The sequence below is a fragment of the Rhodococcus sp. NPDC019050 genome (assembly GCF_055664235.1).
Window position 1 is genome coordinate 358,764 of sequence record NZ_JBVOON010000001.1, and the last position, 20,728, is coordinate 379,491.

Here is a 20,728-nt window from a genome sequence, read left to right on the forward strand (position 1 = left end):
CGCGCGGAGCGTCACGCAGCGCACGTGTCGGGCCACGCCGTCGTGGTGTGCACGTGGCCCTGTCCGTCGACGAGACGCGCGGCGAGTTCGCCCTGCTCGAGCCATGCGACAGCATCGATTTCGCTTCGCAGCGCCGTCTGGGCCGCAGCGTCGGCCCACACCGCGTCGGGCGCGACGACCGTGACCACCCGCCAATTGGCCGCCGCCTCTTCCCCGGCCCGGCGGGACGCGATCGCGGTACCGCCCGGAAGTTCGATGTCGTCCCGTCCCGGCAACGCGACCTGCCAGCCGCCGGCCGGACGCGTGCCGGCGGTCGCCGCCGTGTCGCCGATTCGCAGCAGGACGCCACATTCGAGATCGTCTGCGGCGAGTGCTGCGCCACGGTCGGCGGTGTCGGCGCGTGCCGTCTCGTCGATGTCCAGGCTCGCACCCCACGGCGCGAGAACGGTGTCGCCTTCGACGCGCACGTCGAGGTAGCTCGGCACGGGATGAATCGGTGGAATCGATTCGGTGTCGATGCGGTTGTCGACGGGCGTGACGGCGCCACCGGTCATCCGAGCGGCCCGCATGGCGGATCTGAGCAACCCCGCCAGGCGCGGCGTCACCCGCACCGGCACGCCCTGCCCGAGATTGACTCTGTGCAATTCGGCGTCGCCGCGGCGCAGATCGCATGCCGCTTCGGACACGTCGATCACCGAGCGCACCAGTTCTTCGGCACTCGGGAGGGCACGCGGTTCGGTGACCGCGAGCACGACGTCGCCTCCCCACCCCCGCCAGCGGCTGCTACCGATCATGACGATCTCCCCTCGGAGTGCGGGATTCGCCGACGACCCCAGTATGCCTCGGGTTCGTCGCGCTGAACCCGCCTCAGATCCGGGACAGGATCGCTTCGGTGTCCACTCCGGTCGGCAGCGTCCCGAAGGCGATCCCCCAGTCGTCGTCCAGCCGGCTCGCGCAGAACGCGTCGGCGACGGCATGGTCGCCGTGCCGGACGAGCTGGGCTCCCTGCAGGACGAGCGCCATCGACTCCACGATGCGCCGCGCGCGGTATTCGATGTTCTCCAGGTCTGCCAGTTCCTTGCCGACGCGGGCGATCGCGTGGTCGAGCCGCGAATCCGCACCCTCCGCGAGGCGCACTTCGGCGAAGAACGCCTCGACCGTGTCGGGCTGCTTGACCATGGCGCGCAGCGCATCGAGGGCCGCGACGTTTCCGGACCCTTCCCAGATCGACATGAGCGGTGCCTCCCGGTACAGCCGCGGCATGCCGGACTCCTCGGCGTAGCCGTTTCCACCGAGGCATTCGAGCGCTTCGGCGGCGTGGGCGGGTGCCCGCTTGCAGACGAAGTACTTCGTGACCGCCAGCGCGATCCGTCTCAGCGCCGCCTCCTGCGGGTCACTCGCCGCGCGGTCGGTGGCGCCGGCGAGCCGCATCATCATCGTGGTCGACGCCTCCGATTCGACGACGAGGTCGGCGAGAACGTTGCGCATGAGGGGTTGATCCACGAGGAGCGCGCCGAAGGCCGCGCGGTGCCGCGCGTGGTGCACCGCGCGCAGCGTCGCCATCCGCATTCCCGTCGCGGAACCGATCACGCAGTCGAGCCGGGTCATGTTGACCATGTCGATGATGGTCGAGACACCGCGTCCTTCGGGTCCCACGAGCCATCCGACAGCCCCCTCGTATTCGATTTCCGAGGACGCGTTGGACTTGTTTCCGAGTTTGTCCTTGAGCCGCTGGATACGGATGCCGTTGCGGGTGCCGTCGGGAAGTACCCGTGGCAGCAGGAAACACGTGGGTCCGGCCTCGGTGTTCGCGAGGGTGAGAAAGACGTCCGACATCGGGGCGGACGTGAACCACTTGTGCCCGACGATCGTGTACGTGCCGTCTGCGTTCGGCGTCGCTGTGGTGGTGTTGGCGCGGACGTCCGATCCGCCTTGCTTCTCGGTCATCGACATCCCGGCGATGAGGCCGCGCTTCGATGCCGGTGTACGCAGACCGAAGTCGTAATGCGGTGCGGCGAGCAGCGGTTCGTACTCCGCGGCGAGCGCCGGATTGTGGCGCAGCGCCGGGATCGCCGCGTAGGTCATCGAAATGGGGCACATGTGCCCGGCGTCGGCCTGGCCCCACACGTAGAACTTGGCGGCGCGAGCCGCGTGCGCTCCGGGGCGCGGATCGCGCCACGGCGCACCGTGCAGACCGTGCTCCACCGCGACCGTCATCAGATCGTGCCAGTGCGGATGGAACTCGACTTCGTCGATGCGATTGCCGTACCTGTCGTGAGTGCGCAGGACGGGCGGGTACTCGTTGGCGAGGCGGCCCCAGTCCTGCGCTCGGACTCCTCCGGCGAGCGCCCCGAGTTCGTGCACCTCGTCCTCGGACCAGCCCGCTCCTTCACGGTGCAGTCCTTCGATCAGGGCGCGGTCGTGTGCCGCGCTGTAGGGCACGAGGTCGGGAGCCTGGTTCGTCACCGTGTGGGTCGGAGGGAAGTTCATGGGAGCGCTCCTAACGCGCGTAGGGACAGGGCCACGAGGTCCGGCACCGTCTCGGCCGACGCCCCGCCGGCTTGCAGGGGGCCGGTGAGGACTTCGCCGACCGCGCCGACGAGCGCGGCAGCGGCCAGATCCGGGTCCTGGTCGGGGAATTCACCGGTGCCGATGCCGTAGCGGACAGCACCCTCGAACGCCGCGGCGAACGCTCTGCGCATCACCAACCGCTCGACGTCCACCGCCGCGTCGACGGGTTCGGCGAGCAGGGCGTAGGCGAGTACGGGATTGCGCAGTGCCCGGAACGCGAAGGTCTCCACGACCGCCGCGATACGCGAGACGGCCGATCCGGCCTGCGCGGCGGACGCGACGGCGTCGACTTCCCGGCCGCACAGGTCCCGGAAGATCTGCACCATCAGGTCCGACTTGTCGGTGAAGTGCCGGTAGACGCTGCCGGTGGCGACTCCGGCGCGATCGGCGACGGCGGCGATCGTCAATCCTTGGAATCCACGTTCGGCCACCAGGGCGACCGCCGCGGCGGCGATGGCGTCGCGCTGGGCGTCGAGGCGTTGCTGGACCGCAGGGGTCCGTCGGTAGGCCACACCAAGGATTGAACTCCGATTCAAATCTTGGGTCAACAGGGTTTCCGACTGCGGTCGGCGCTACGGTCGTACGCATGACTCGATTGAGCGTGGTGGACGAGATGTTCCTCCACCGACACCGCGGTTCCGGACTGCCGTCGGTGATGCAGGGACTGTGGCGCACCGACGACACCGTGCACGCTCCCCTGCTCATCTCACTCCACGACGCGTTGTCGCAGGGCCCACTGGGCCGCCGGGTGGTTCGCGCCCGCATACCGGGCGCCCGCCCGCGGTTCGTGCCGAGCACGCATTCGTATCCGCTGCGCTACCCCGCCGAGAAGGTGGCCGACGACGCGATCGTGGAATGGGCCGACGCGCAGACTGAGGTCGACCTCGATCCCGAACGCGGACCCGGGTGGTCTCTCGTCGCAGCACATCTCGCCGGTGGTGGCACCCTCGTCTCCCTCGTGTGCTCCCACGTACTGACCGACGCGCGAGGGTTGATCGACGCGGTCGCGCAGGCCCTGGCCGGCGACATCGAACCACCCGAGGCATCTCGCACCTCCGACCTCCGCGACGCGATGCATGTCGCCCGCACGGTCGCTCGCGGTCTCCGCGGCGTGCGCCGATCCGGCCGGCGAGAGAAGCCGCCGATTCCGCTGTCGGTGCGGTTGCGCCCACGCACCGCCCTGATCGACGTACCGAGCGAAGAGTGGGACACCGTTGCGGGCGCCGGAGACGGCACTGCGAATTCGCTGATGCTCGCCGTCGCGTCCGGGATCGCGCGTCGCGCGGGTATCCCTCTGCCCCTGAAGATTTCGATTCCGGTCGACGACCGCGACTCGGGCACCGTCTCCAACGGGGTGTCGATGACCGGCATCACTGTGGACGCCGACGACACCGTCGCGTCCCTCCGCGCGAAAGCCGCGCTCTCCTACCGCCAACCCCGCGAAGGCGCTCCGCACGGCATCCCTGCCGAGATCGTGCAACTCGTTCCCGATCGTGTCGCGGCGCGCATGACGCAGGGCGCCGGCGAGCGAGACATGTTGTGCTCCAACATCGGACGCGTCCCCGCCGTCCTCGATGCGTTCGGGCCGCACCGCACCACCGGAGTGGCGATGCGCGCCATGCACCCCGGCCTCGGAACGAGGGAGGCCACGACCTCCACTCGTCTGTCGACGTATCTGTGCAGCCGCGACGATCGCTACACGCTCGCGGTCGTCGCCCTCGACGAGGAGCGCTTCCCCGACACACCGGCGCTGCGCCGCTTCATCGACGAAGAGTTCGCAGAGCGAGGTCTGCACGCCACCTACTGGTGACCGGTTGCGCCGGCGTCTCTTCCGAAGTCGGTGCCGAACCAGCGCGCGATCGATTCGTCCGGCGGATCGCGGCGACGATACGTCCCCGGGACGCGTTCCACCTCGCCGATCCGGTCCATCCGGTAGGTGCGCCACGTGTCCCTGTCGAGGTCGAATCCGACGAGGTACCAGTACCCGGATCGGTAGACGTGACGGTACGGATCGACGACGCGGACCGACGGTGCGTCCCGGCGGTCGCGGTACGCGAACCTGATCCGCCCGGACTCGGCAATCGCATCGGCCATCGCACCGACGGTCTCGGCGTTGACGTCGTGCGCCTCGCCGAGCACCTCGGTCGCGACATCCACAGCGTGGGCACGCTGGTGCAGGGACGGCGGCAACACGTTTTCGAGTTTCGCCAGAACAGTATCCAGGTGGGCTCTGTCCGCAACATGAGGCGCGATCAGCCGCACCCCCGCGACCAGGAGCGCAACCTCGTCGGCTGTGAACAGCAACGGCGGGACGGACCGCCCCGGCCTCAGCCGATACGCGCTCGCGGGACCGGGCCGGCTGTCCACCCGGTATCCCAGGCGACGAAGCCGGTCGATGTCGCGGCGCACCGTGCGTGGGCTCACCCCGAGGCGGGCCGCGAGGACGGCCGCCTGCCACTCCCCTCCTCGCTGGAGCAATGCCAGCAACTCGAGGGCGCGCGTCGTCGGGTCGTCCGCCATGGATACATCGTCGCCGAAATGGCGGACAGGATCGGGCCGTATCTCTCGTTACGGTGAGTTCGGAACGCCTCGAGAGGAGACACGACGAGAGGAGAAGGACATGCGTATCGCCGTCACGACCCCCACCGGAAACGTCGGGCGCCATCTCGTTCCGATGCTCGTTCGCGCGGGTGTGCGTCCCCTGGTGACGACCCGCGATCCCGATCGGCTGCCCGCCCGGCTGCGCGCAGAAGTCGACACCGTCGTCGTCGACCAGTTCGATGCGGACGCGGTGGTCGCCGCGACCGCGGGCGTCGACGCGGTGTACTGGGTGGACCCGCCGCCCGCGGGCGCCGATCCGCTCGCCGACTACCGTCGCGCCGCCGCGAGCATCGCGCGAGCGGTCGCGGAGAACGGCATCCGGCGTGTCGTGTTCCAGAGCAGCGTGGGCGCCGAGAAGCGCCACGGTGTCGGCGAGATCGACGGACTGGCCGCAACGGAGGTCGCGCTGGACGGCACCGGCACCGATGTCACGCACCTGCGGTGCGGGTACTTCTTCAGCAATCTCGAGTACCAACTCGACATGATCCAGGCGGGCACCCTCGGGGTGATCGTGCCCGTCGACCATCCGATGCCGTGGGTCGCACCGCGCGACATCGCCGAGGTCGCGGTGACGCGACTGCTCTCGCCCGACTGGAGCGGACGTCACGTCCAGGGTGTCCACGGGCCCGCCGACCTGACGTGGACTGAGGTCGCGGAGATCGTCTCCGAAGCGACCGGGTTTCCGCTGCGGGTCGAGCAGATCCCCGACGACGAGATGCGCAGCGGACTGCGCGCAGCCGGCTTGTCCGACCTGCAGGTCGAGGCGATCACCGGCATGTCCACCGGTCTTCGCGACGGATTCGTCCCCGAGCAACCACGGACCGCGCGGACCACGACGCCGACGACGCTGGCGGCGTGGGCGTATGACGTTCTGCGACCACAACTCCGAACCCCGGTGCGAGCAGCCCAACGCTGACGACGAGTCGTCCCGTACAGTGCGAGGAATGACGTCCGAGACCCTGGTCACATACGCGGACGGCACTGTTCGCGGCATCCGAACCGGCGACCTCCTGGCGTGGCGCGGCATTCCGTATGCGGCACCGCCGGTCGGTCCCCTGCGCCTGCGCGCCCCTCAGCCCGTCGAACCGTGGACGGGCGAACGCGACGCCGGCCGATTCGGTAACGCGGCGCCCCAGAACCCGCGCGGTGTCGTCACCGGGCGTCGCGGCATCCGGGTGCGACCCGACGAGGACTGCCTCACCCTCAACGTTCTTGCGCCGGCAGGCCGGGTCCACAAGCCACGTCCGGTGATGGTGTTCATCCACGGTGGTGCCTTCACGCTCGGTACCACTGCCCTCTCGCTGTACGGCGGGGAGTCGCTCGTGCGGCGCGGCGACGTGGTCTACGTGTCGCTCAACTACCGCCTCGGCGCGCTCGGGTTCCTCGACTTCAGCGGATTCTCGGACGGCACTACGCGATTCGACTCGAACCTCGGCCTGCGCGACCAGGTCGCCGCGCTCGAATGGGTGCAGCGCAATATCGCGGCGTTCGGCGGCGACCCGGACAACGTGACGATCTTCGGCGAATCTGCCGGCGGTACCTCGGTGACGACCCTGCTCGCGACACCGGCAGCGCGCGGACTGTTCTCCGCGGCGATCGCCCAGAGTCCCGCGCCGAACCTGGTGAACACCGCGGACAACTCCGCGCAGTGGAGCCGTGTGTTCGTCGAACTGCTCGGTGCCGACGCCGATTCCGCGGTCGAGGCACTCACGGGCGGGTCTCCCGCGGACCTTGGGCGCGCGGGTGCGCGACTCGGCGCGCACACCCTGCGTGAGACTCCGGGTCTCCACCCGTTCGGTCCGGTGGTCGACGGCGATTTCGTGCCGTTGCCCCCATTGGAAGCCTTCGAGACCGGCGTGGCACATCCGGTGCCGCTCGTCATCGGCACCAACGATCGGGAAGGCGCGTTGTTCCCGAAGTTCCTCGACGGCCTGCCCACCAGTCCCGACCGCATCGATCGCCTGTTCGCCGCGACCGATCCGGACGCGAAGGACCGCGTCACCGCGGCGTACGCGGGTTATCCGGACGAGAAGGCCGCGATCGATCTCGGGGGCGACTTCACGTTCTGGTATCCGGCGATCCAGATCGTCCAGGCGCACGCCCGTTTCGCACCGACGTACATGTACCGGTTCGACTACGCGCCGCGTCTGCTGCGCTGGACGGGCTTCGACGCGACTCACGCGGTGGAACTGCTCGCGGTGTTCGATCAGGCCGACGAACCACTCGGCCGGATGCTCACCACGACCGGCGGACGGCGCGGGCTGCGCACCGTCGCAGCGTCCATGCAGCGGCAGTGGACCCACTTCGCGCGGCACGGCGAAACGCTCCCGTCATGGCCCGCCTACGACGAGAACACCCGTTCCACAATGATTTTCGACGTTCCGCAGCGAGTGGAAAACGATCCGCGACGGGACCGTCGGATCGCGTGGGAAGGCTACCGCGGGTACACGTCGGGCCCGCTCGCTACTTCACGACCGTGAGCAGGAAGGCGACATCCTCGATCGCTCGGACACTGTGCCGAGTCGGCGGAATCACGAGGAGATCACCCGCCGAGCCCTTCCAGTGGTCATCACCGGCGATCAGTTGCAGCTGACCCTGAAGGATCTGCAACGTTGCCTCGCCGGGGCTGTCGTGTTCGGCGAGTTCGTGCCCGGCGAGCAGTGCCACCATCGTCTGCCGGAGGTGCTTGGTGTGCCCGCCGAGAACCGTTTGCGAGCTACGGCCGCTGCTCGACGTCGCCGCCAGTTTCAGCTGCTGCCGGGCCAGCGCGGTCAGGGAGAGCTTGTCCATGTAGCGCAGTATGGCGTACTCACCGACGCGAGACTCAGCTTCGCGAATACCGGATCCAGCGGAACCTGATTCCCTTCGCCGACGACTGCCAGTCGCCGGTCTCGGTCGCAGTCCACTCGGGTCCGATCTCGGGTGCGACCGCGTCTCCGTCGACGTCGAGGTCCACCTCGGTGACGAGCAGCCGGGTTGCGCGGGGCAGCGCCTGCGCGTAGATCTTGCCGCCTCCGATGACCACGACGTCGTCGTCTCCCGCGAGCCGGAACGCCTCGTCGAGACCGGATGCCGCCTGGGCACCTTCGGCCGACCACTGCGGATCACGCGTGACGACGACGTTGCGCCGGCCCGGCAGCGGCCGGAACTTCTTCGGCAGCGAATCCCAGGTGAGCCGGCCCATGACCACCGGCTTGCCCATCGTCGCGTCCTTGAAGAACGTCAGGTCTTCGGGGATGTGCCAGGGGATCGTGTTGTCCCGTCCGATGACTCCGTTGCGTGCTTGTGCCCAGATCAGGCTGATCTCACCCATCAGACGGCCACGGGCGCCTTGATCGCGGGATGATGCCGGTAGCCGACGATCTTCACGTCGTCGAAGGTGTAGTCGAAGATCGAGTCCCGCTTGTTCAGTTGCAGCGTGGGGTACGGGTAGGGCTCGCGGGTGAGCTGCTCGGTGACCTGCTCGAGGTGGTTGGAGTAGATGTGGCAGTCTCCGCCGGTCCAGATGAACTCGCCGGGCTCGAGCCCGGTCTGCTGCGCCACCATGTGGGTCAAGAGGGCGTAGCTGGCGATGTTGAACGGCACTCCGAGGAACAGGTCGGCGCTGCGCTGGTAGAGCTGACAGCTGAGCTTGCCGTCGGCGACGTAGAACTGGAAGAACGCGTGGCAGGGCATCAGCGCCATCTTGTCCAGGTCGGCGACGTTCCACGCGGACACGATCATCCGGCGCGAGTCGGGGTTGCTGCGCAGCGTCTCGAGCACCTGCGAGATCTGGTCGATGTGCTGTCCGTCGGGGGTGGGCCACGAGCGCCACTGCACCCCGTAGACAGGTCCGAGATCGCCGTCCGGCTGGGCCCACTCGTCCCAGATCGTCACGCCGTGGTCGCGGAGCCACTGAACGTTGGAGTCGCCGCGCAGGAACCACAGCAACTCGTAGACGATCGACTTGAGATGCACCTTCTTGGTGGTGATCAGCGGGAAGCCTTCGGAGAGGTCGAAGCGCATCTGGTGACCGAACAGGCTCCGCGTGCCCGTCCCGGTACGGTCGTCCTTCTCGGCACCGGTCTCGAGGACGAGTCGCAAAAGATCTTCGTAGGGGGTCGGCACAGTCACGAGGGCAGTCTACGGCGTCGCCGGTCGGCAGTTTCGCTCGCCGGAGCCTCGGGGAGCCCGCTCGAGCCGTAACCTGAGAGCCATGCCGGAGCTGCCCGAAGTGGAAGCACTTGCCGTGTTCCTGCGTGAGCACGCCGTCGGATCCGTGGTGGGCAGGATCGATGTGGCCGCCCTGAGTGTGTTGCAGACGGCCGATCCGCCGATCACCTCGTTGCAGGGCCGCGATATCACCGGCGCCGCGCGGTACGGCAAGTTCCTCTCGATCGAGTGTTCGGACCTGCAGATGGTCACTCATCTCTCCCGGGCCGGATGGCTGCGGTGGCTGGACGAACCGTCGCAGTCGCCGCCGAAACTGGGAAAGGGCCCGCTGGCCCTGCGGATTCACCTGTTCGCGCCCGATGCGACCACCCCGGCCTTCGATCTCACGGAGGCCGGCACCAAGAAGAGGCTCGCCGTCTGGGTGGTCGACGACCTCCGAAGGATTCCCGGTCTCGCCCGCCTCGGCCCGGACGCGCTCGCACTCACCGCGGACGAGTTCGCCGCGCTGGTCGCCGGAAGCACGGCCCGCCTCAAGACGTTCCTCACCGACCAGTCGGTGCTCGCGGGCATCGGTAATGCGTACTCCGACGAAATCCTCCACGTCGCCAGGTTGTCACCGTTCGCGACGGCGGGCCGTCTCGACGAGACAGCGGTCGCGAGGCTGTACGACGCGATGAGGTCGGTACTCGAGGACGCCGTCGCACGCTCCGTCGGACAGGACGCGGCACGGCTCAAGAGCGAGAAGCGCTCGGGTATGCGGGTGCACGGCCGCACCGGTCAGCCGTGTCCGGTGTGCGGAGACACCGTCCGGGAGGTCTCGTACGCGGAGCGTTCGTTCCAGTACTGCCCGACCTGCCAGACCGGAGGCAAGATCCTGGCCGACCGCCGATTGTCGCGACTGCTCAAGTAATCGGGGTTGCTCGCAAAGCCACCGTGGGTCGAGTCCAGCCGCGTGCGACCGACGCGCGGCACCGGTCGGGCTCGTCACCCGCTCCGACGAACAGCGCCGTGAGCATCGGGACACAGTGTTCGAGGGTGTCCTCGGGCAACGGCCCGTTCGCGACGAGCGAGACCAGCCCGTGGGCGATCGCCCAACTCTGGATCGCAAGATCCAGCGGGACGGTGCCGGCGGTGAACCGGCCGTCGTCCTCGCCCCGGCGGACCGCCTCCACCAGGTATTCGAGCGTGGCGTCGGCAGCCGGAAGGTCCTCGAGGTCGACGCTCGCGTCGAACATCACCCGGTACAGGTCCGGTTGGTCGAGGGCGTTGCGCAGGTACGCGACCACGAGGGCGGTCAGGTCCCGCACCGGATCGTCTGTGATCTCCACGGTCGAAAAGCTGGTCTCCAGGCGGGTGAAGCCCTCCTGCCGCAGGGCCCTCCATAAACCGTCCATGCTGCCGAAATAGGTGTACACGGCCATCGTCGAGACCCCGGTACCCGCCACGAGTGCACGCAGGGTGATCGGTTGCCGAGTGCGGAGCATGTGCGCTGCCCGCTCGAGAAGCAGCGCGCGCACCGCGGGATCTCTGGGCCTGACCATGCCCGAAACGATACATAACATTGCACTGCTATATTAAGTCTCTCGGCGGCCGCAGACCCGGACGCCCCGGAGAGAGGAGCACCATGCCCGTCACCCTGCTTAACCCCCAAGGCTTGCCCGAGGTCGATCTCTACCGGCAGGTATCGGTCGCAACCGGCTCGAGACTCGTCTTCACGGCGGGCCAGGTGTCTGTGGACGCGCACGGCACTCTCGTGGGTGCCGGCGACCTCGCCGCCCAGGCCGAACAGTGCTACCTCAACGTCGCCACCGCTCTGGCCGGGGCCGGCGCTACGTTCGACGACGTCGCGAAGCTGACGGTCTACGTCGTCGATTGGGCACCCGAGAAAATGGGACCTTTCCTGGAAGGCGTGGCGCGGGCAGCCGCGCACCTCGGAATCGACACCCCGCTTCCGCCCTTCACCGGTATCGGCGTGGCCGCCCTCGCGGGCGAGGGACTGCTATTGGAAGTCGAAGCCACCGCGGTCGTCGGCTGACAGCCCTGGCCGCTCCGGGGGGCGGACTCGCAGCATGCGGTTACCGTATCCGTGTGACGCCCGCACCCGAAGACGCCGAACACGCGGAGACCGAGCACGTGGACACCGAGCACGTGTTCGGTCATCTGCACTCCCCCGCGGGGTCCCCACGCGGCCTCGTCGCCCTGACCCACGGCGCCGGAGGTAACTGCGACACCAGGATCCTCCGGCTCATGTGCAGCCGTTTCGCTGCGGCCGGTTTCCTCGCGTTGCGGTACGACCTGCCGTTCCGGCGACGTCGCCCGAAGGGCCCGCCACAGCCGTCACGCGCCGAGGAAGACCGCGCAGGCATCGCCGCCGCAGCGGCTGCGCTGCGGAAACGCGGCGACGGGCCACTCGTTCTCGGTGGGGTGTCGTACGGGGGACGCCAGGTGACGATGCTCGCGGCGGCGCAACCCGAGGTCGCGGACGGACTGCTGCTGATGTCCTATCCGCTGCACCCGCCGGGCAAGCCCGACAAGCCGCGGACCGAGCATCTCCCCTCGCTGACCGTGCCGTCGGTGTTCGTACACGGAGAGCGAGATCCGTTCGGCACGCTCGACGAACTGCGAGACGCCCTCACGCTCGTCCCGGCGCCGACACGCCTCCTTCCCGTCGAGGGTGCCGGGCACGACCTGAGCCGCGCGAAAACGGATCCGTCCGACGAGGCCGTCCGCGCGGTCGTAGCCCTTGCGGGCGGCGAAGCCCGATGAGCGAACTCACCGACGCCGACGCCGTGATCGACACCCTGCTGTCCGAGATGCGTGAGCGGCTCGATGAGACGGTCACTCCTGAGACACTGCGGGGCCTGCTCGAGGCCGTGCTCGTCGTGGGGTCCGGCCTCGAGCTGGATTCGATGCTCCAGCGAATCGTGTCGGCTGCGACCTCGTTGCTCGGTGCGCGGTACGGCGCTCTCGGTGTGCGCGCCGCGGACGGCGGACTCTCGGAATTCGTCTACGTCGGCATCGATCCCGCCCAGCGCGAGGTCATGGGCCATCTGCCCGAGGGGCGCGGCCTCCTCGGCCTGCTCATCAACGACCCCCGGCCGGTCCGCCTCGCAGACCTGTCCACGCACCCCGGGTCGATCGGCTTCCCTCCCAACCATCCCCCGATGGGGAGCTTCCTCGGAACTCCGATCATGGTGCGTGGCAAGGTGTTCGGAAGCATCTATCTCACCGAGAAGATCGGCGCACCCGAGTTCACCGAGGAGGACGAGATCCTTCTGAAAGTCCTCGCGACCTCTGCCGGCATGGCCGTCGAGAACGCGTGGCTGTTCGAGGGATCCCTCACCCGTGAGCGGTGGCTCACCGCAATGGCGTCGATCAACGCCCGGTTGCTCGTCGGCGGCTCGGTGGACGACACCCTGTCGTTGCTCGTCGGCCAGGTTCGGGAACTCGCCGTGTGTTCCGAGGTCTACGTCGTCCTGGCCGACGGAGTACAGGGTTCCGTTCGGGCGGCCACCCCGGCCGAACCCCACGTGAGGTCGATGCGCGTCGACCTCACGGGGTCACCGATCATGCGGGCCCTCAGAACCCGCAAGCCTGTGCACACGCGTACGACCTGGCTTCTCCCGTCGGCAGAGTCGAGCGGACCCGGACACGCGGTCGTGCTCCCGCTCTCCGCCACCTCCGCGATCACCGGCGCCCTCGTCGCGACGCGGGAAGCGGGGAGCGAACCGTGGGGAGACGAAGACGTCCTCCGTCTCGAATCGATGGCCAACCTCGCGGCCGTCGCCCTCGAGTTCGCGGAGCAGCAACGCAAGCAGCGACTGCTCGATGTGCTCGCCGATCGCGACCGCATCGCACAGGACTTGCACGACAACGTCATTCAGCGGTTGTTCGCCACCGGTATGAGCTTGCAGAGCACGATGGCCTCGGGTGTCGGCAACGAGCGGATGGCGGAGGTGGTGCAGCACGCGGTCGAACAACTCGACCGGACGGTCCGCGAGATCCGCACGACCATCTTCGATCTCCACACCACCGGCGCCGCAGCGTCGACGAGTCTGCGGCGGCGACTGCTCGACGTGGTCGGAGATCTGAGCGTGCACTCCCCGGTGTCGCCGAACATCCAGTTCCGCGGTCCGATCGACACGCTGGTGCCCGCACGCATCCATCCCCAGGCCGAAGCGGTGTTGCGCGAAGGGTTGAGCAATGCGCTGCGGCACTCTCAGTCCGAGAACATCTCCGTGTCGGTATCGGCACTCGAGGACTTCCGGATCGAGATCGTCGACGACGGAACCGGGCTGCCGGCGGTCGTGCGACGCAGCGGACTGACCAACCTGGAGCGCCGCGCCGAGCAGTGCGGGGGTTCGTTCAGCATCGAGTCGAACGAGAGCAGAGGCACCAGGCTCGTGTGGCGCGCCCCGCTCTGAACCCTCGCGTCGGGGTCAGGTGTTGTCGTGCCCGCGTTCCTTGCGGAGTTCGGTGGCGAGCACCGCCGCCTGCGTGCGCCGCTGCATTCCCAGCTTCGACAGCAGGCGTGAGACGTAGTTCTTGACGGTCTTCTCGGCGAGGAACAGGCGCTCGGCGATTTCGCGGTTCGTCATCCCCTCCCCGATCAGCTCGAACACCGCGCGCTCCTGCTCAGACAGTTCCGAAAGCGGGTCGGCGTTGCGCGATGCCCGGATCCGCTCCATGAGCGCTGTGGTCGCGCGACTGTCGAGCAACGAGCCGCCCTCTCCGACGGTGCGGATCGCGGAGACGAGGTCGGTGCCGAGGATCTGCTTGAGCACGAAGCCGGACGCACCCGCCATGATCGCGTCGAACAGCGCTTCGTCGTCCGCGTAGGAGGTGAGCATCAGCGCGCGAAGGCCGGGCATCCGGTTGCGCAGTTCGCGGCACAACTCCACGCCGTTGCCGTCGGGCAGTCGCACGTCGAGCACCACGACGTCGGCGCCGCTGCCGGGCACTCGGGCCAGGGCTTCTCCGACGGATGCCGCCTCGCCGACGACCGTGAAGTCGTCGACGCTGCTCAGCAGATCGACCAGACCGCGCCTGACGATCTCGTGGTCGTCGACGAGAAATACGCGGGGCATGTCACGCACCTTTCCTTGGCATTCGCCCCATTCTCCCAGGTGTGGCGTCCCCAACCGGTCTCCGGGCCGTTCGACGAGCAAGTCCGGGACCTTCGCCCCACGCGCGACAGGTGTCTCGTGAGCGACGCTACGTATGCAGACATAGGTGTCGGCACCGCGTCCGGAGCGGGTGACCGTGAAACGAGGAGGCGACGGTGTCAGTCGATTTCGAAACCTGGACCGCCGGCGGCACGGACATCATCGCACGCGCGGTCGTCGCTGCCCCCAGCGTGCACGACACGCAACCGTGGAATCTGTACCTTCCCGGGCAGTCCGCCGAACTGGAAGAACGCAGCGAGTTCGCCGAGTCCGGCGCCGATCCCCTCCGGCCCGACCGGACGATTTCGTGCGGCACCGCGGTCGCGAATCTCGAACTTGCCGTACGCGTACTCGGATACCGCACCCGCACGGTCCTGTTTCCCGATGCCGACCGCCCCTCGCTCGTCGCGAGGGTCGATGCGATCGACGCGGCCACACCGTCGAACTGGGATCTTCGGCTCTACGCCGCGATCTCGCATCGGCGCAGCCACCGCGAGTCGTTCGCCGACATCCCGGTACCGTCCGAGACCATCGCCGACGTGATCGCCGCGGCTGCCGAAGTGCCCGGAATCCACGTCCAGTTGCTCGCGTCGGACGAAGCGAGCGCCCTCGCGGACACCCTCACCTACGCGGCCGAAGCCAAGCGGCGTCATCAGCACTACCAGCGCGAAATGTTCTCGTGGACCTCACACTGGCAGCCCGACGGAAACGCCGAAGTGGTCGCGACGTGGAACAGCGGTCTCGACGAGCGAGGCGCTGCGGGTACGGCACTGATCACCTCGGGTGTACCCGATCCGTCCGCTCTCTCGGAGTGCATCGCCCGGGAGACCGTGCTGCTGTTCACGCCCGCCTCGTCCGAACCCGCCGACCTGGTGCGCGTCGGAATCGCGGCCCAGCGCGCGTGGCTCGCCGCCGTCGACGCGCGACTGTCCGCCTCGGTGTTGACGCATCCGTTGCGCATCGAGGATTCGGCGTCCCGGCTCGCCGACCTGCTCGAACTCCCCGCCCCACCCCAGCTGATCATGCGGGTCGGCTTTTGACATGCGCGCCAAGCGATTACAGTCCGATCCATCGGAAACCGATCCGGCACCACAACTCGACACAGACAGGAGGAAGCGGTGAGCGCACCCACGGGCGACGCCGTTGCGGCCCCCACAACGGAGCTTTTCCACGCGGCACTGGACATGGCGCAGGCAGCGAAGGCCGGTAACGTCTCCGGCTGGCTCGCCTCGCGCTACAGCTGCGGCAGGTTCGACGACGTCGCGTTCCTCATGTCCCAGATGCTCGGGGTCCTCATCGAGAACGGCGCCATCGCCCGCGGCGTCCATCCCGCCGATGCCTGGAACGAACTACGCGAGCAGGGTGTCGACGAATTCGGCTGACACCCTGCTCGCGTAGTCGCTGTACTACTTCCGGACCGGTCAGTCCTCCACTGCGGACCGAACGACCATGACCGGGCAGTCCGCGGTCTGGATCAGCGCGTTGCTCGTGGAACCGAGCAGCAGCCCCTTGAAGCCACCCCGGCCGCGGGTTCCGACGACGAGCAACTGGGCACGTTCGGCGTACTCGCTGAGAACCCGCACCGGCCGGTCGCGGGCGACCACCCGCTCGACCACCACGTCCGGGTAACGCTCCCGGTATCCCGCGAGTCGTTCGGCGAGGACGATTTCCTCACCGGTCTGGATTCGGCTCCAGTGCGGGTCTTCCGGAACCGCGCCGAGCGACGGCTGCACGCTCACGTCGCTCCACACGTTGACAGCCACGAGGGTCGCGCCACGGGACGACGCTTCGGCGAATGCGGCTTCCACGGCTGCCTTGCACGACTCGGAGCCGTCGATGCCGACCACCACCGGCCCCTCGGCCGGCGGCGCCCCGTCGAGGGTGCGTCCGCGCACCACGACCACCGGGGACACCGCGTGCGACGCCACGGCCGTGGACACCGACCCCGCGAGCAGGCCCTTGACCTCGCCGAGCCCGCGCGACCCGACAACGAGACGATCGGCCTTCGCCGAGACCGCGACCAGGGTCGATGCGACCTTGCCCTCGAGCTGTTCGGTGGTGACCTCGACGCGGCCCGATTCGTCGACGATCTGCCGGGCCATCATGGCGGCGCTCTCGAGCCGATCGTGTGCCGTCGCCTTCATCTCCTCGTGGAAGCTCTGCGCGAGATACGGCTCCGAGTAATAGAACGCGGGGATGTGGACGACGGTGACGATGCGCAGCGGCAGCGCACGGGCCGCTGCGGAACGTGCCGCCCAGATCACCGCGGCGGTGGACGCCTCGGATCCGTCGACGGCGACGACGATCGGGTTGGGTTCGCTCATCTGTGGCGGGGACCTTTCTCGGGTTGGTTCAGCCGCAGATCTGCCGCAGCTGTTCGATCAGTCGCACGCGCCCGGCGGTGTCGGGTGCGAGCGGGGTGACGTTGAGAGTCGTGACGCCCGATTCGGCGAATGCCGCCACCCGCTCACGCACGAAGCCCTCCGAACCGATCAGCGACACCGCGCGGATCAGTTCGACGGGCACCGCAGCCGCGGCTTCTTCCTTCTTGCCGTCCAGGTACAGATCCTGGATGAGCGCGGCTTCCTTCTCGTACCCGTAGCGGATCGCGAGGTCGTTGTAAAAGTTCTTGCCCTTGGCGCCCATGCCACCGACGTAGAGGGCGACCATCGGCCGGACCCAGTCGAGCATGTACTCCACGTCGTCACCGATGGCGAGCGGAGCCTGCGCGTAGATCTGCAGCTCTCCGAGGGCGGGATCGCGCTTGGCCTTGCCCTTGGCGATGGAGTCCCCCCATACGCCCGCGGCCTTCTCGGGGAAGTAGAAGATCGGCTGCCAGCCCTCCGCGATCTCCGCGGTCATCTCGACATTCTTCGGCCCGAGCGATGCGATGACGACCGGGATCCGTTCGCGCACAGGCTCGTTGATGAGCTTCAGCGGCTTACCGAGCCCGGTGCCCTTCTCCGCGGGGAGCGGGATCTGGTAGTACTTGCCCTGGTGTTCGACCTTCTCGCGACGCCACACCTGACGGCAGATGTCGACGATCTCACGGGTGCGGCCGAGGGGCGCGTTGTAGGGGACACCGTGGAACCCCTCCATCACCTGCGGCCCGGACGCACCGATGCCGAGGACGAACCGGCCACCGGAGACGTAGTCGAGGCCCGCCGCCGTCATCGCCGTGAGCGTAGGGGTACGGGTGAACAGCTGCAGGATGCCGGAGGCGAGTTCCACGCGGGTGGTCTTCGCGGCCAGATAACCGAGCTGGCTCACCGCGTCGAACGAATAGGCCTCGGGGACGAATACGATGTCGAGTCCGGCCCGTTCGAGGTCCGCGACCTCGGCTGCGGTCTCAGCGAATCCGCCGCTGTAGTTCAGTCCCATTCCGATGCGCATGCGCCACCCTCACTCCTGCCGCGCGGCCGCGCGGACGTGCTCGTCGATAGTGCACCGCACACTACCGCCGTCACGATGCCCCGGGTCGCACGACCATCACGGGGCAGGCCGACTCCCGCAGGAGGGTATTGCTCGTCGAACCCATGAGGAGCCCGGCGAAACCGCCGCGGCCACGGCTGCCGACGACCACGAGCTGCGCCTTCTCGCTCCATGCCGTCAGGTGGACCCGCGGACCGTCGGCGTAGATCTTGCGGTGCACCGTGACGTCCGGGAACCGGTCACCGAAGCCGGCGAGACATTCGGACACGAGGGCGTGCTCGCTCTCCTCGAACGCCACCGGATCGAAGAAGTGCGGCGATGCCGCGAGATCGCCCGGCCGCATGTCGGTCCACACGTGCACCGCGACCAGATCGACGCCGCGCCACGACGCCTCCTGAAACGCCGCTTCCACGGCCACTTCGCTCAGCGCACTGCCGTCCAGCCCCACCACGACGGGCCGGTCGTCCGGGACCGGAGGCTCCGCGCCACGCACGACGACGACGGGACATGCCGCATGGCCGACCACCGCAACGGGCGTCGATCCGAGCAGCAGTTCGCCGAGCCGGGTGCTGCCGGTCGAACCGAGCACCACCATCGCCGACCGATGCGACAGCTCTACCAGCCATTTCGCGCTCCCGGTCAGCGCCATGTCGGTGGTGACCTGCACGTGGGGAGACGTCGCATGCGCGATCTCCGTCGCGGCGGTCAGCAGCGCGGTGGCGTCGTCCTCGGCCCATTCGAATGCCTCCGAGGGCCGGAAGAAGGGCAATTCGGACGACGGCGTCGGCGTGAGCAGCGACGCAGGGGCGAAATCGACGGCGTGAACGAGGTGGAGGGTGAGGCCCCGCCCGGCAGCGGTCGCCGCTGCCCACCGCACAGCAAGTTCGGACGGCGGGGAACCGTCGACCCCCACCGTCACCTGGCGGCGATCGTGGGCTGCTGCGCTCGGAGTCGTCACAGTTCGAGCGTAGCCGCATTCCCCTGCACCCGGCGGGGACTTTGGTCCCACCGGTTCGAGAAATTGGTCAGCACAACGGATTCCACCGGTTACCCGCATCACATTTTAATTGTCATTTAGGATACCGATTTATATCGTCCGAGCATGCAACTCACCCGGTTCACCGATCTCGGACTACGAGTTGTCACCTTCCTGGCAGCGGCCCCGCCGACAGACCTCCCGAACACCGCACTCGTCGCAGAACAACTCGAGTTGTCGTACGCCCACACAACCAAGGTCGTCGCCCGACTCGGGGAACTCGGTGTCGTCAGCGCCCGGCGCGGACGTGGCGGCGGCCTCGCCATCACCGAACTCGGCCGGACGGCGACGATCGGCTGGCTCACGCGTCAACTCGAGGGTGAGGACGAGGTCGTGAACTGCGAGGGGCCCAAGCCGTGCCCGCTTCGAGGTAACTGCGCGCTCCGTGTCGCACTTCGCGCAGCGCAGGACGCGCTCTACTCTGCGCTCGACACGCTCACCGTCGCCGATCTGACGACCCGCGGAAACACCGCCGAACTGCCTTTTCCCGTGCCACCGCAAATTTCGCCGACCACCCACAATCAGGAGAATCCATGCCGCTCTCGTCCGAGTCCAAAGAAGTGATCGCCGCGACGTTGCCGGCAGTCGGTGCGGCCATCGGCGACATCACGCCGTTGTTCTACCGGAAGATGTTCGACGCTCACCCCGAACTCGAACGGGACCTGTTCAACCGCGGCAACCAGAAGCAGGGCGAGCAGCAGAAGGCGCTCGCCGGATCCATCGCCGCGTTCGCCACCCTGCAACTCGATCCGGACCCGGCGCGCGTCGAGTCGATTCTCTCGCGCGTCGCACACAAGCACGCATCGCTCGGAATCAAGCCCGACGAGTACTGGATCGTCCACAAGCACCTGTTCGAAGCCATCGTCGAAGTTCTCGGCGAGGCCGTCACACCCGAGGTCGCATCGGCGTGGGACGAGGTGTACTGGCTGATGGCGAACACCCTCATCGCTCTCGAAGCCGACCTCTATGCCGCCGCCGGCGTCGAAACAGGTGACGTGTGGCGGACCGTGCAGGTGATCGGCAGAAACCATCAGTCCGCCGACACCGTTTCCTTCACGCTCGCATCGAAGGACGACTCTCCCCTGCCGACTTTCCGCCCCGGGCAATACCTTTCGGTAGGGGTTCAGCTTCCCGACGGAGCCCGTCAGATCCGTCAGTACAGCCTGTCCAACGCGCCCTCACGAGACCACTGGCGCATCACCGTCAAGCGCGTCGTTGCGACCACGGACACCGACGGAGCAGCACTCCCAGCCGGCGAGGTCTCGAACTTCCTGTTCGACAACGTCTTCGAGGGTGATGCCCTCGACGTGACCACACCGTTCGGCGATCTGGTGCTTCCGGAGGACGACAACCCGATCTTCCTCGCGTCCGCGGGAATCGGATGCACGCCCATGATCGGAATGCTCGACCACCTCGCCGAATCGGGTGACGCACGACGGATTTCGGTGCTGCACGCGGACCGTTCTCCCGCCAGTCACGCGCACCGCCGGGAACTGGAAACGCTCGTCGAACGGATCCCGTCGGCCACGGTGTTCCGCTGGTACGAGGACCTCGGCGCGCGACAGCCGCTGGAGACGATCAGGATCGGGCGGGCCGACATCTCCGATCTCCCGCTCGATCCGACCACGCAGGCATACCTGTGCGGTCCGTTGCCGTTCATGCTCTCGCTGCGTGAGGCGCTCATCGCCCGGAACGTGCCGGCCGAGAACATCCGTTACGAGGTGTTCGGTCCGGACAGCTGGAGCCCCGCGTCCTGACGACAGGAGTCGTC

23 protein-coding genes are annotated in these 20,728 nt (G+C 68.0%); 11 read left to right on the forward strand and 12 right to left on the reverse strand.

What is annotated here, in order from left to right; all coding sequences use genetic code 11:
* Positions 1 to 11 precede the first annotated feature (11 nt).
* From AC0B44_RS01715 to AC0B44_RS01725, 3 genes are all read right to left on the reverse strand, one after another.
* Positions 12 to 794 (reverse strand): FAD:protein FMN transferase, encoded by a 783-nt coding sequence (locus AC0B44_RS01715; protein ID WP_471901190.1) that lies wholly within the window; start codon positions 792 to 794, stop codon positions 12 to 14.
* 73 nt (positions 795 to 867) lie between these two features.
* On the reverse strand, positions 868 to 2,490 hold the full coding sequence (locus tag AC0B44_RS01720) for an acyl-CoA dehydrogenase family protein (RefSeq protein WP_471901191.1): 1,623 nt from the start codon (positions 2,488 to 2,490) through the stop codon (positions 868 to 870).
* Positions 2,487 to 3,083 carry a TetR/AcrR family transcriptional regulator gene (locus AC0B44_RS01725; protein WP_471901192.1) on the reverse strand — a complete coding sequence of 199 codons (597 nt, stop codon included), beginning with the start codon at positions 3,081 to 3,083 and terminating at the stop codon, positions 2,487 to 2,489. The genes AC0B44_RS01720 and AC0B44_RS01725 overlap by 4 nt, the downstream gene beginning before the upstream one ends.
* A gap of 74 nt (positions 3,084 to 3,157) precedes the next feature.
* Between AC0B44_RS01725 and AC0B44_RS01730 the strand changes: the two genes are divergently transcribed.
* Complete coding sequence (locus AC0B44_RS01730; RefSeq protein WP_471901193.1) at positions 3,158 to 4,381, forward strand: hypothetical protein; 1,224 nt, start codon at positions 3,158 to 3,160, stop codon at positions 4,379 to 4,381.
* Here AC0B44_RS01730 and AC0B44_RS01735 read toward each other — a convergent pair.
* Positions 4,372 to 5,091 carry a helix-turn-helix transcriptional regulator gene (locus tag AC0B44_RS01735; protein WP_471901194.1) on the reverse strand — a complete coding sequence of 240 codons (720 nt, stop codon included), beginning with the start codon at positions 5,089 to 5,091 and terminating at the stop codon, positions 4,372 to 4,374. The genes AC0B44_RS01730 and AC0B44_RS01735 overlap by 10 nt on opposite strands.
* 100 nt (positions 5,092 to 5,191) lie before the next feature.
* Between AC0B44_RS01735 and AC0B44_RS01740 the strand changes: the two genes are divergently transcribed.
* Together AC0B44_RS01740 and AC0B44_RS01745 are read left to right on the forward strand one after the other, a co-directional pair.
* Entirely contained in the window at positions 5,192 to 6,088 is an 897-nt protein-coding gene (locus AC0B44_RS01740; RefSeq protein ID WP_471901195.1) for an NAD(P)H-binding protein, read from the forward strand.
* A 28-nt stretch (positions 6,089 to 6,116) separates the two neighbouring features.
* On the forward strand, positions 6,117 to 7,652 hold the full coding sequence (locus tag AC0B44_RS01745) for a carboxylesterase/lipase family protein (RefSeq protein ID WP_471901196.1): 1,536 nt from the start codon (positions 6,117 to 6,119) through the stop codon (positions 7,650 to 7,652).
* Here the strand turns inward: AC0B44_RS01745 and AC0B44_RS01750 are convergent.
* Genes AC0B44_RS01750 through AC0B44_RS01760 form a run of 3 tightly spaced genes read right to left on the reverse strand, consistent with a single transcriptional unit; the run spans position 7,636 to position 9,285 of the window.
* Positions 7,636 to 7,962, reverse strand: coding sequence for a cupin domain-containing protein (locus AC0B44_RS01750; protein WP_471901197.1), 327 nt, complete (start codon positions 7,960 to 7,962; stop codon positions 7,636 to 7,638). The two genes, AC0B44_RS01745 and AC0B44_RS01750, sit on opposite strands and share 17 nt — an antisense overlap.
* Positions 7,963 to 7,996: 34 nt before the next feature.
* Complete coding sequence (locus AC0B44_RS01755) at positions 7,997 to 8,485, reverse strand: dihydrofolate reductase (RefSeq protein WP_471901198.1); 489 nt, start codon at positions 8,483 to 8,485, stop codon at positions 7,997 to 7,999.
* The gene (locus AC0B44_RS01760) at positions 8,485 to 9,285 is read right to left on the reverse strand and encodes a thymidylate synthase (RefSeq protein WP_471901199.1); all 801 of its coding nucleotides are present in this window, start codon (positions 9,283 to 9,285) and stop codon (positions 8,485 to 8,487) included. The genes AC0B44_RS01755 and AC0B44_RS01760 overlap by 1 nt, the downstream gene beginning before the upstream one ends.
* 82 nt (positions 9,286 to 9,367) lie before the next feature.
* On the opposite strand from AC0B44_RS01760, the gene AC0B44_RS01765 reads away from it, so the two are divergent.
* Positions 9,368 to 10,234, forward strand: a complete 867-nt coding sequence (locus AC0B44_RS01765) for an Fpg/Nei family DNA glycosylase (protein WP_471901200.1) — start codon at positions 9,368 to 9,370, stop codon at positions 10,232 to 10,234.
* Here AC0B44_RS01765 and AC0B44_RS01770 read toward each other — a convergent pair.
* Positions 10,227 to 10,865 carry a TetR/AcrR family transcriptional regulator gene (locus tag AC0B44_RS01770; protein ID WP_471901201.1) on the reverse strand — a complete coding sequence of 213 codons (639 nt, stop codon included), beginning with the start codon at positions 10,863 to 10,865 and terminating at the stop codon, positions 10,227 to 10,229. The two genes, AC0B44_RS01765 and AC0B44_RS01770, sit on opposite strands and share 8 nt — an antisense overlap.
* Positions 10,866 to 10,948: 83 nt before the next feature.
* On the opposite strand from AC0B44_RS01770, the gene AC0B44_RS01775 reads away from it, so the two are divergent.
* Genes AC0B44_RS01775 through AC0B44_RS01785 form a run of 3 tightly spaced genes read left to right on the forward strand, consistent with a single transcriptional unit; the run spans position 10,949 to position 13,748 of the window.
* A complete protein-coding gene (locus tag AC0B44_RS01775) occupies positions 10,949 to 11,359 on the forward strand; it encodes a RidA family protein (protein ID WP_471901202.1) in 411 nt (136 codons plus the stop codon).
* 53 nt (positions 11,360 to 11,412) lie between these two features.
* On the forward strand, positions 11,413 to 12,090 hold the full coding sequence (locus AC0B44_RS01780) for an alpha/beta hydrolase family protein (protein WP_471901203.1): 678 nt from the start codon (positions 11,413 to 11,415) through the stop codon (positions 12,088 to 12,090).
* The gene (locus AC0B44_RS01785) at positions 12,087 to 13,748 is read left to right on the forward strand and encodes a sensor histidine kinase (RefSeq protein ID WP_471901204.1); all 1,662 of its coding nucleotides are present in this window, start codon (positions 12,087 to 12,089) and stop codon (positions 13,746 to 13,748) included. The genes AC0B44_RS01780 and AC0B44_RS01785 overlap by 4 nt, the downstream gene beginning before the upstream one ends.
* Before the next feature lie 15 nt (positions 13,749 to 13,763).
* Here AC0B44_RS01785 and AC0B44_RS01790 read toward each other — a convergent pair whose 3' ends face one another.
* The gene (locus AC0B44_RS01790; protein ID WP_471901205.1) at positions 13,764 to 14,411 is read right to left on the reverse strand and encodes a response regulator transcription factor; all 648 of its coding nucleotides are present in this window, start codon (positions 14,409 to 14,411) and stop codon (positions 13,764 to 13,766) included.
* A gap of 194 nt (positions 14,412 to 14,605) precedes the next feature.
* On the opposite strand from AC0B44_RS01790, the gene AC0B44_RS01795 reads away from it, so the two are divergent.
* Together AC0B44_RS01795 and AC0B44_RS01800 are read left to right on the forward strand one after the other, a co-directional pair.
* A complete protein-coding gene (locus AC0B44_RS01795) occupies positions 14,606 to 15,529 on the forward strand; it encodes a nitroreductase family protein (protein ID WP_471901206.1) in 924 nt (307 codons plus the stop codon).
* Between the two features lie 78 nt (positions 15,530 to 15,607).
* A complete protein-coding gene (locus AC0B44_RS01800) occupies positions 15,608 to 15,871 on the forward strand; it encodes a hypothetical protein (protein WP_471901207.1) in 264 nt (87 codons plus the stop codon).
* Positions 15,872 to 15,910: 39 nt separating this feature from the next.
* Here the strand turns inward: AC0B44_RS01800 and AC0B44_RS01805 are convergent, their stop codons facing one another.
* The 3 genes from AC0B44_RS01805 to AC0B44_RS01815 form a co-directional block, all read right to left on the reverse strand.
* The gene (locus AC0B44_RS01805; protein WP_471901208.1) at positions 15,911 to 16,813 is read right to left on the reverse strand and encodes a universal stress protein; all 903 of its coding nucleotides are present in this window, start codon (positions 16,811 to 16,813) and stop codon (positions 15,911 to 15,913) included.
* A 28-nt stretch (positions 16,814 to 16,841) separates the two neighbouring features.
* The gene (locus AC0B44_RS01810; RefSeq protein WP_471901209.1) at positions 16,842 to 17,882 is read right to left on the reverse strand and encodes an LLM class F420-dependent oxidoreductase; all 1,041 of its coding nucleotides are present in this window, start codon (positions 17,880 to 17,882) and stop codon (positions 16,842 to 16,844) included.
* Between the two features lie 70 nt (positions 17,883 to 17,952).
* Positions 17,953 to 18,879: a universal stress protein gene (locus AC0B44_RS01815; RefSeq protein WP_471901210.1), complete on the reverse strand. Its 927-nt coding sequence runs from the start codon at positions 18,877 to 18,879 to the stop codon at positions 17,953 to 17,955.
* Between the two features lie 144 nt (positions 18,880 to 19,023).
* Here AC0B44_RS01815 and AC0B44_RS01820 point away from each other — a divergent pair, with 144 nt between their 5' ends.
* Both AC0B44_RS01820 and AC0B44_RS01825 read left to right on the forward strand, forming a co-directional pair.
* Complete coding sequence (locus tag AC0B44_RS01820) at positions 19,024 to 19,521, forward strand: RrF2 family transcriptional regulator (protein ID WP_471901211.1); 498 nt, start codon at positions 19,024 to 19,026, stop codon at positions 19,519 to 19,521.
* Positions 19,491 to 20,714 carry a globin domain-containing protein gene (locus tag AC0B44_RS01825; RefSeq protein ID WP_471901212.1) on the forward strand — a complete coding sequence of 408 codons (1,224 nt, stop codon included), beginning with the start codon at positions 19,491 to 19,493 and terminating at the stop codon, positions 20,712 to 20,714. The genes AC0B44_RS01820 and AC0B44_RS01825 overlap by 31 nt, the downstream gene beginning before the upstream one ends.
* Positions 20,715 to 20,728 lie beyond the last annotated feature (14 nt).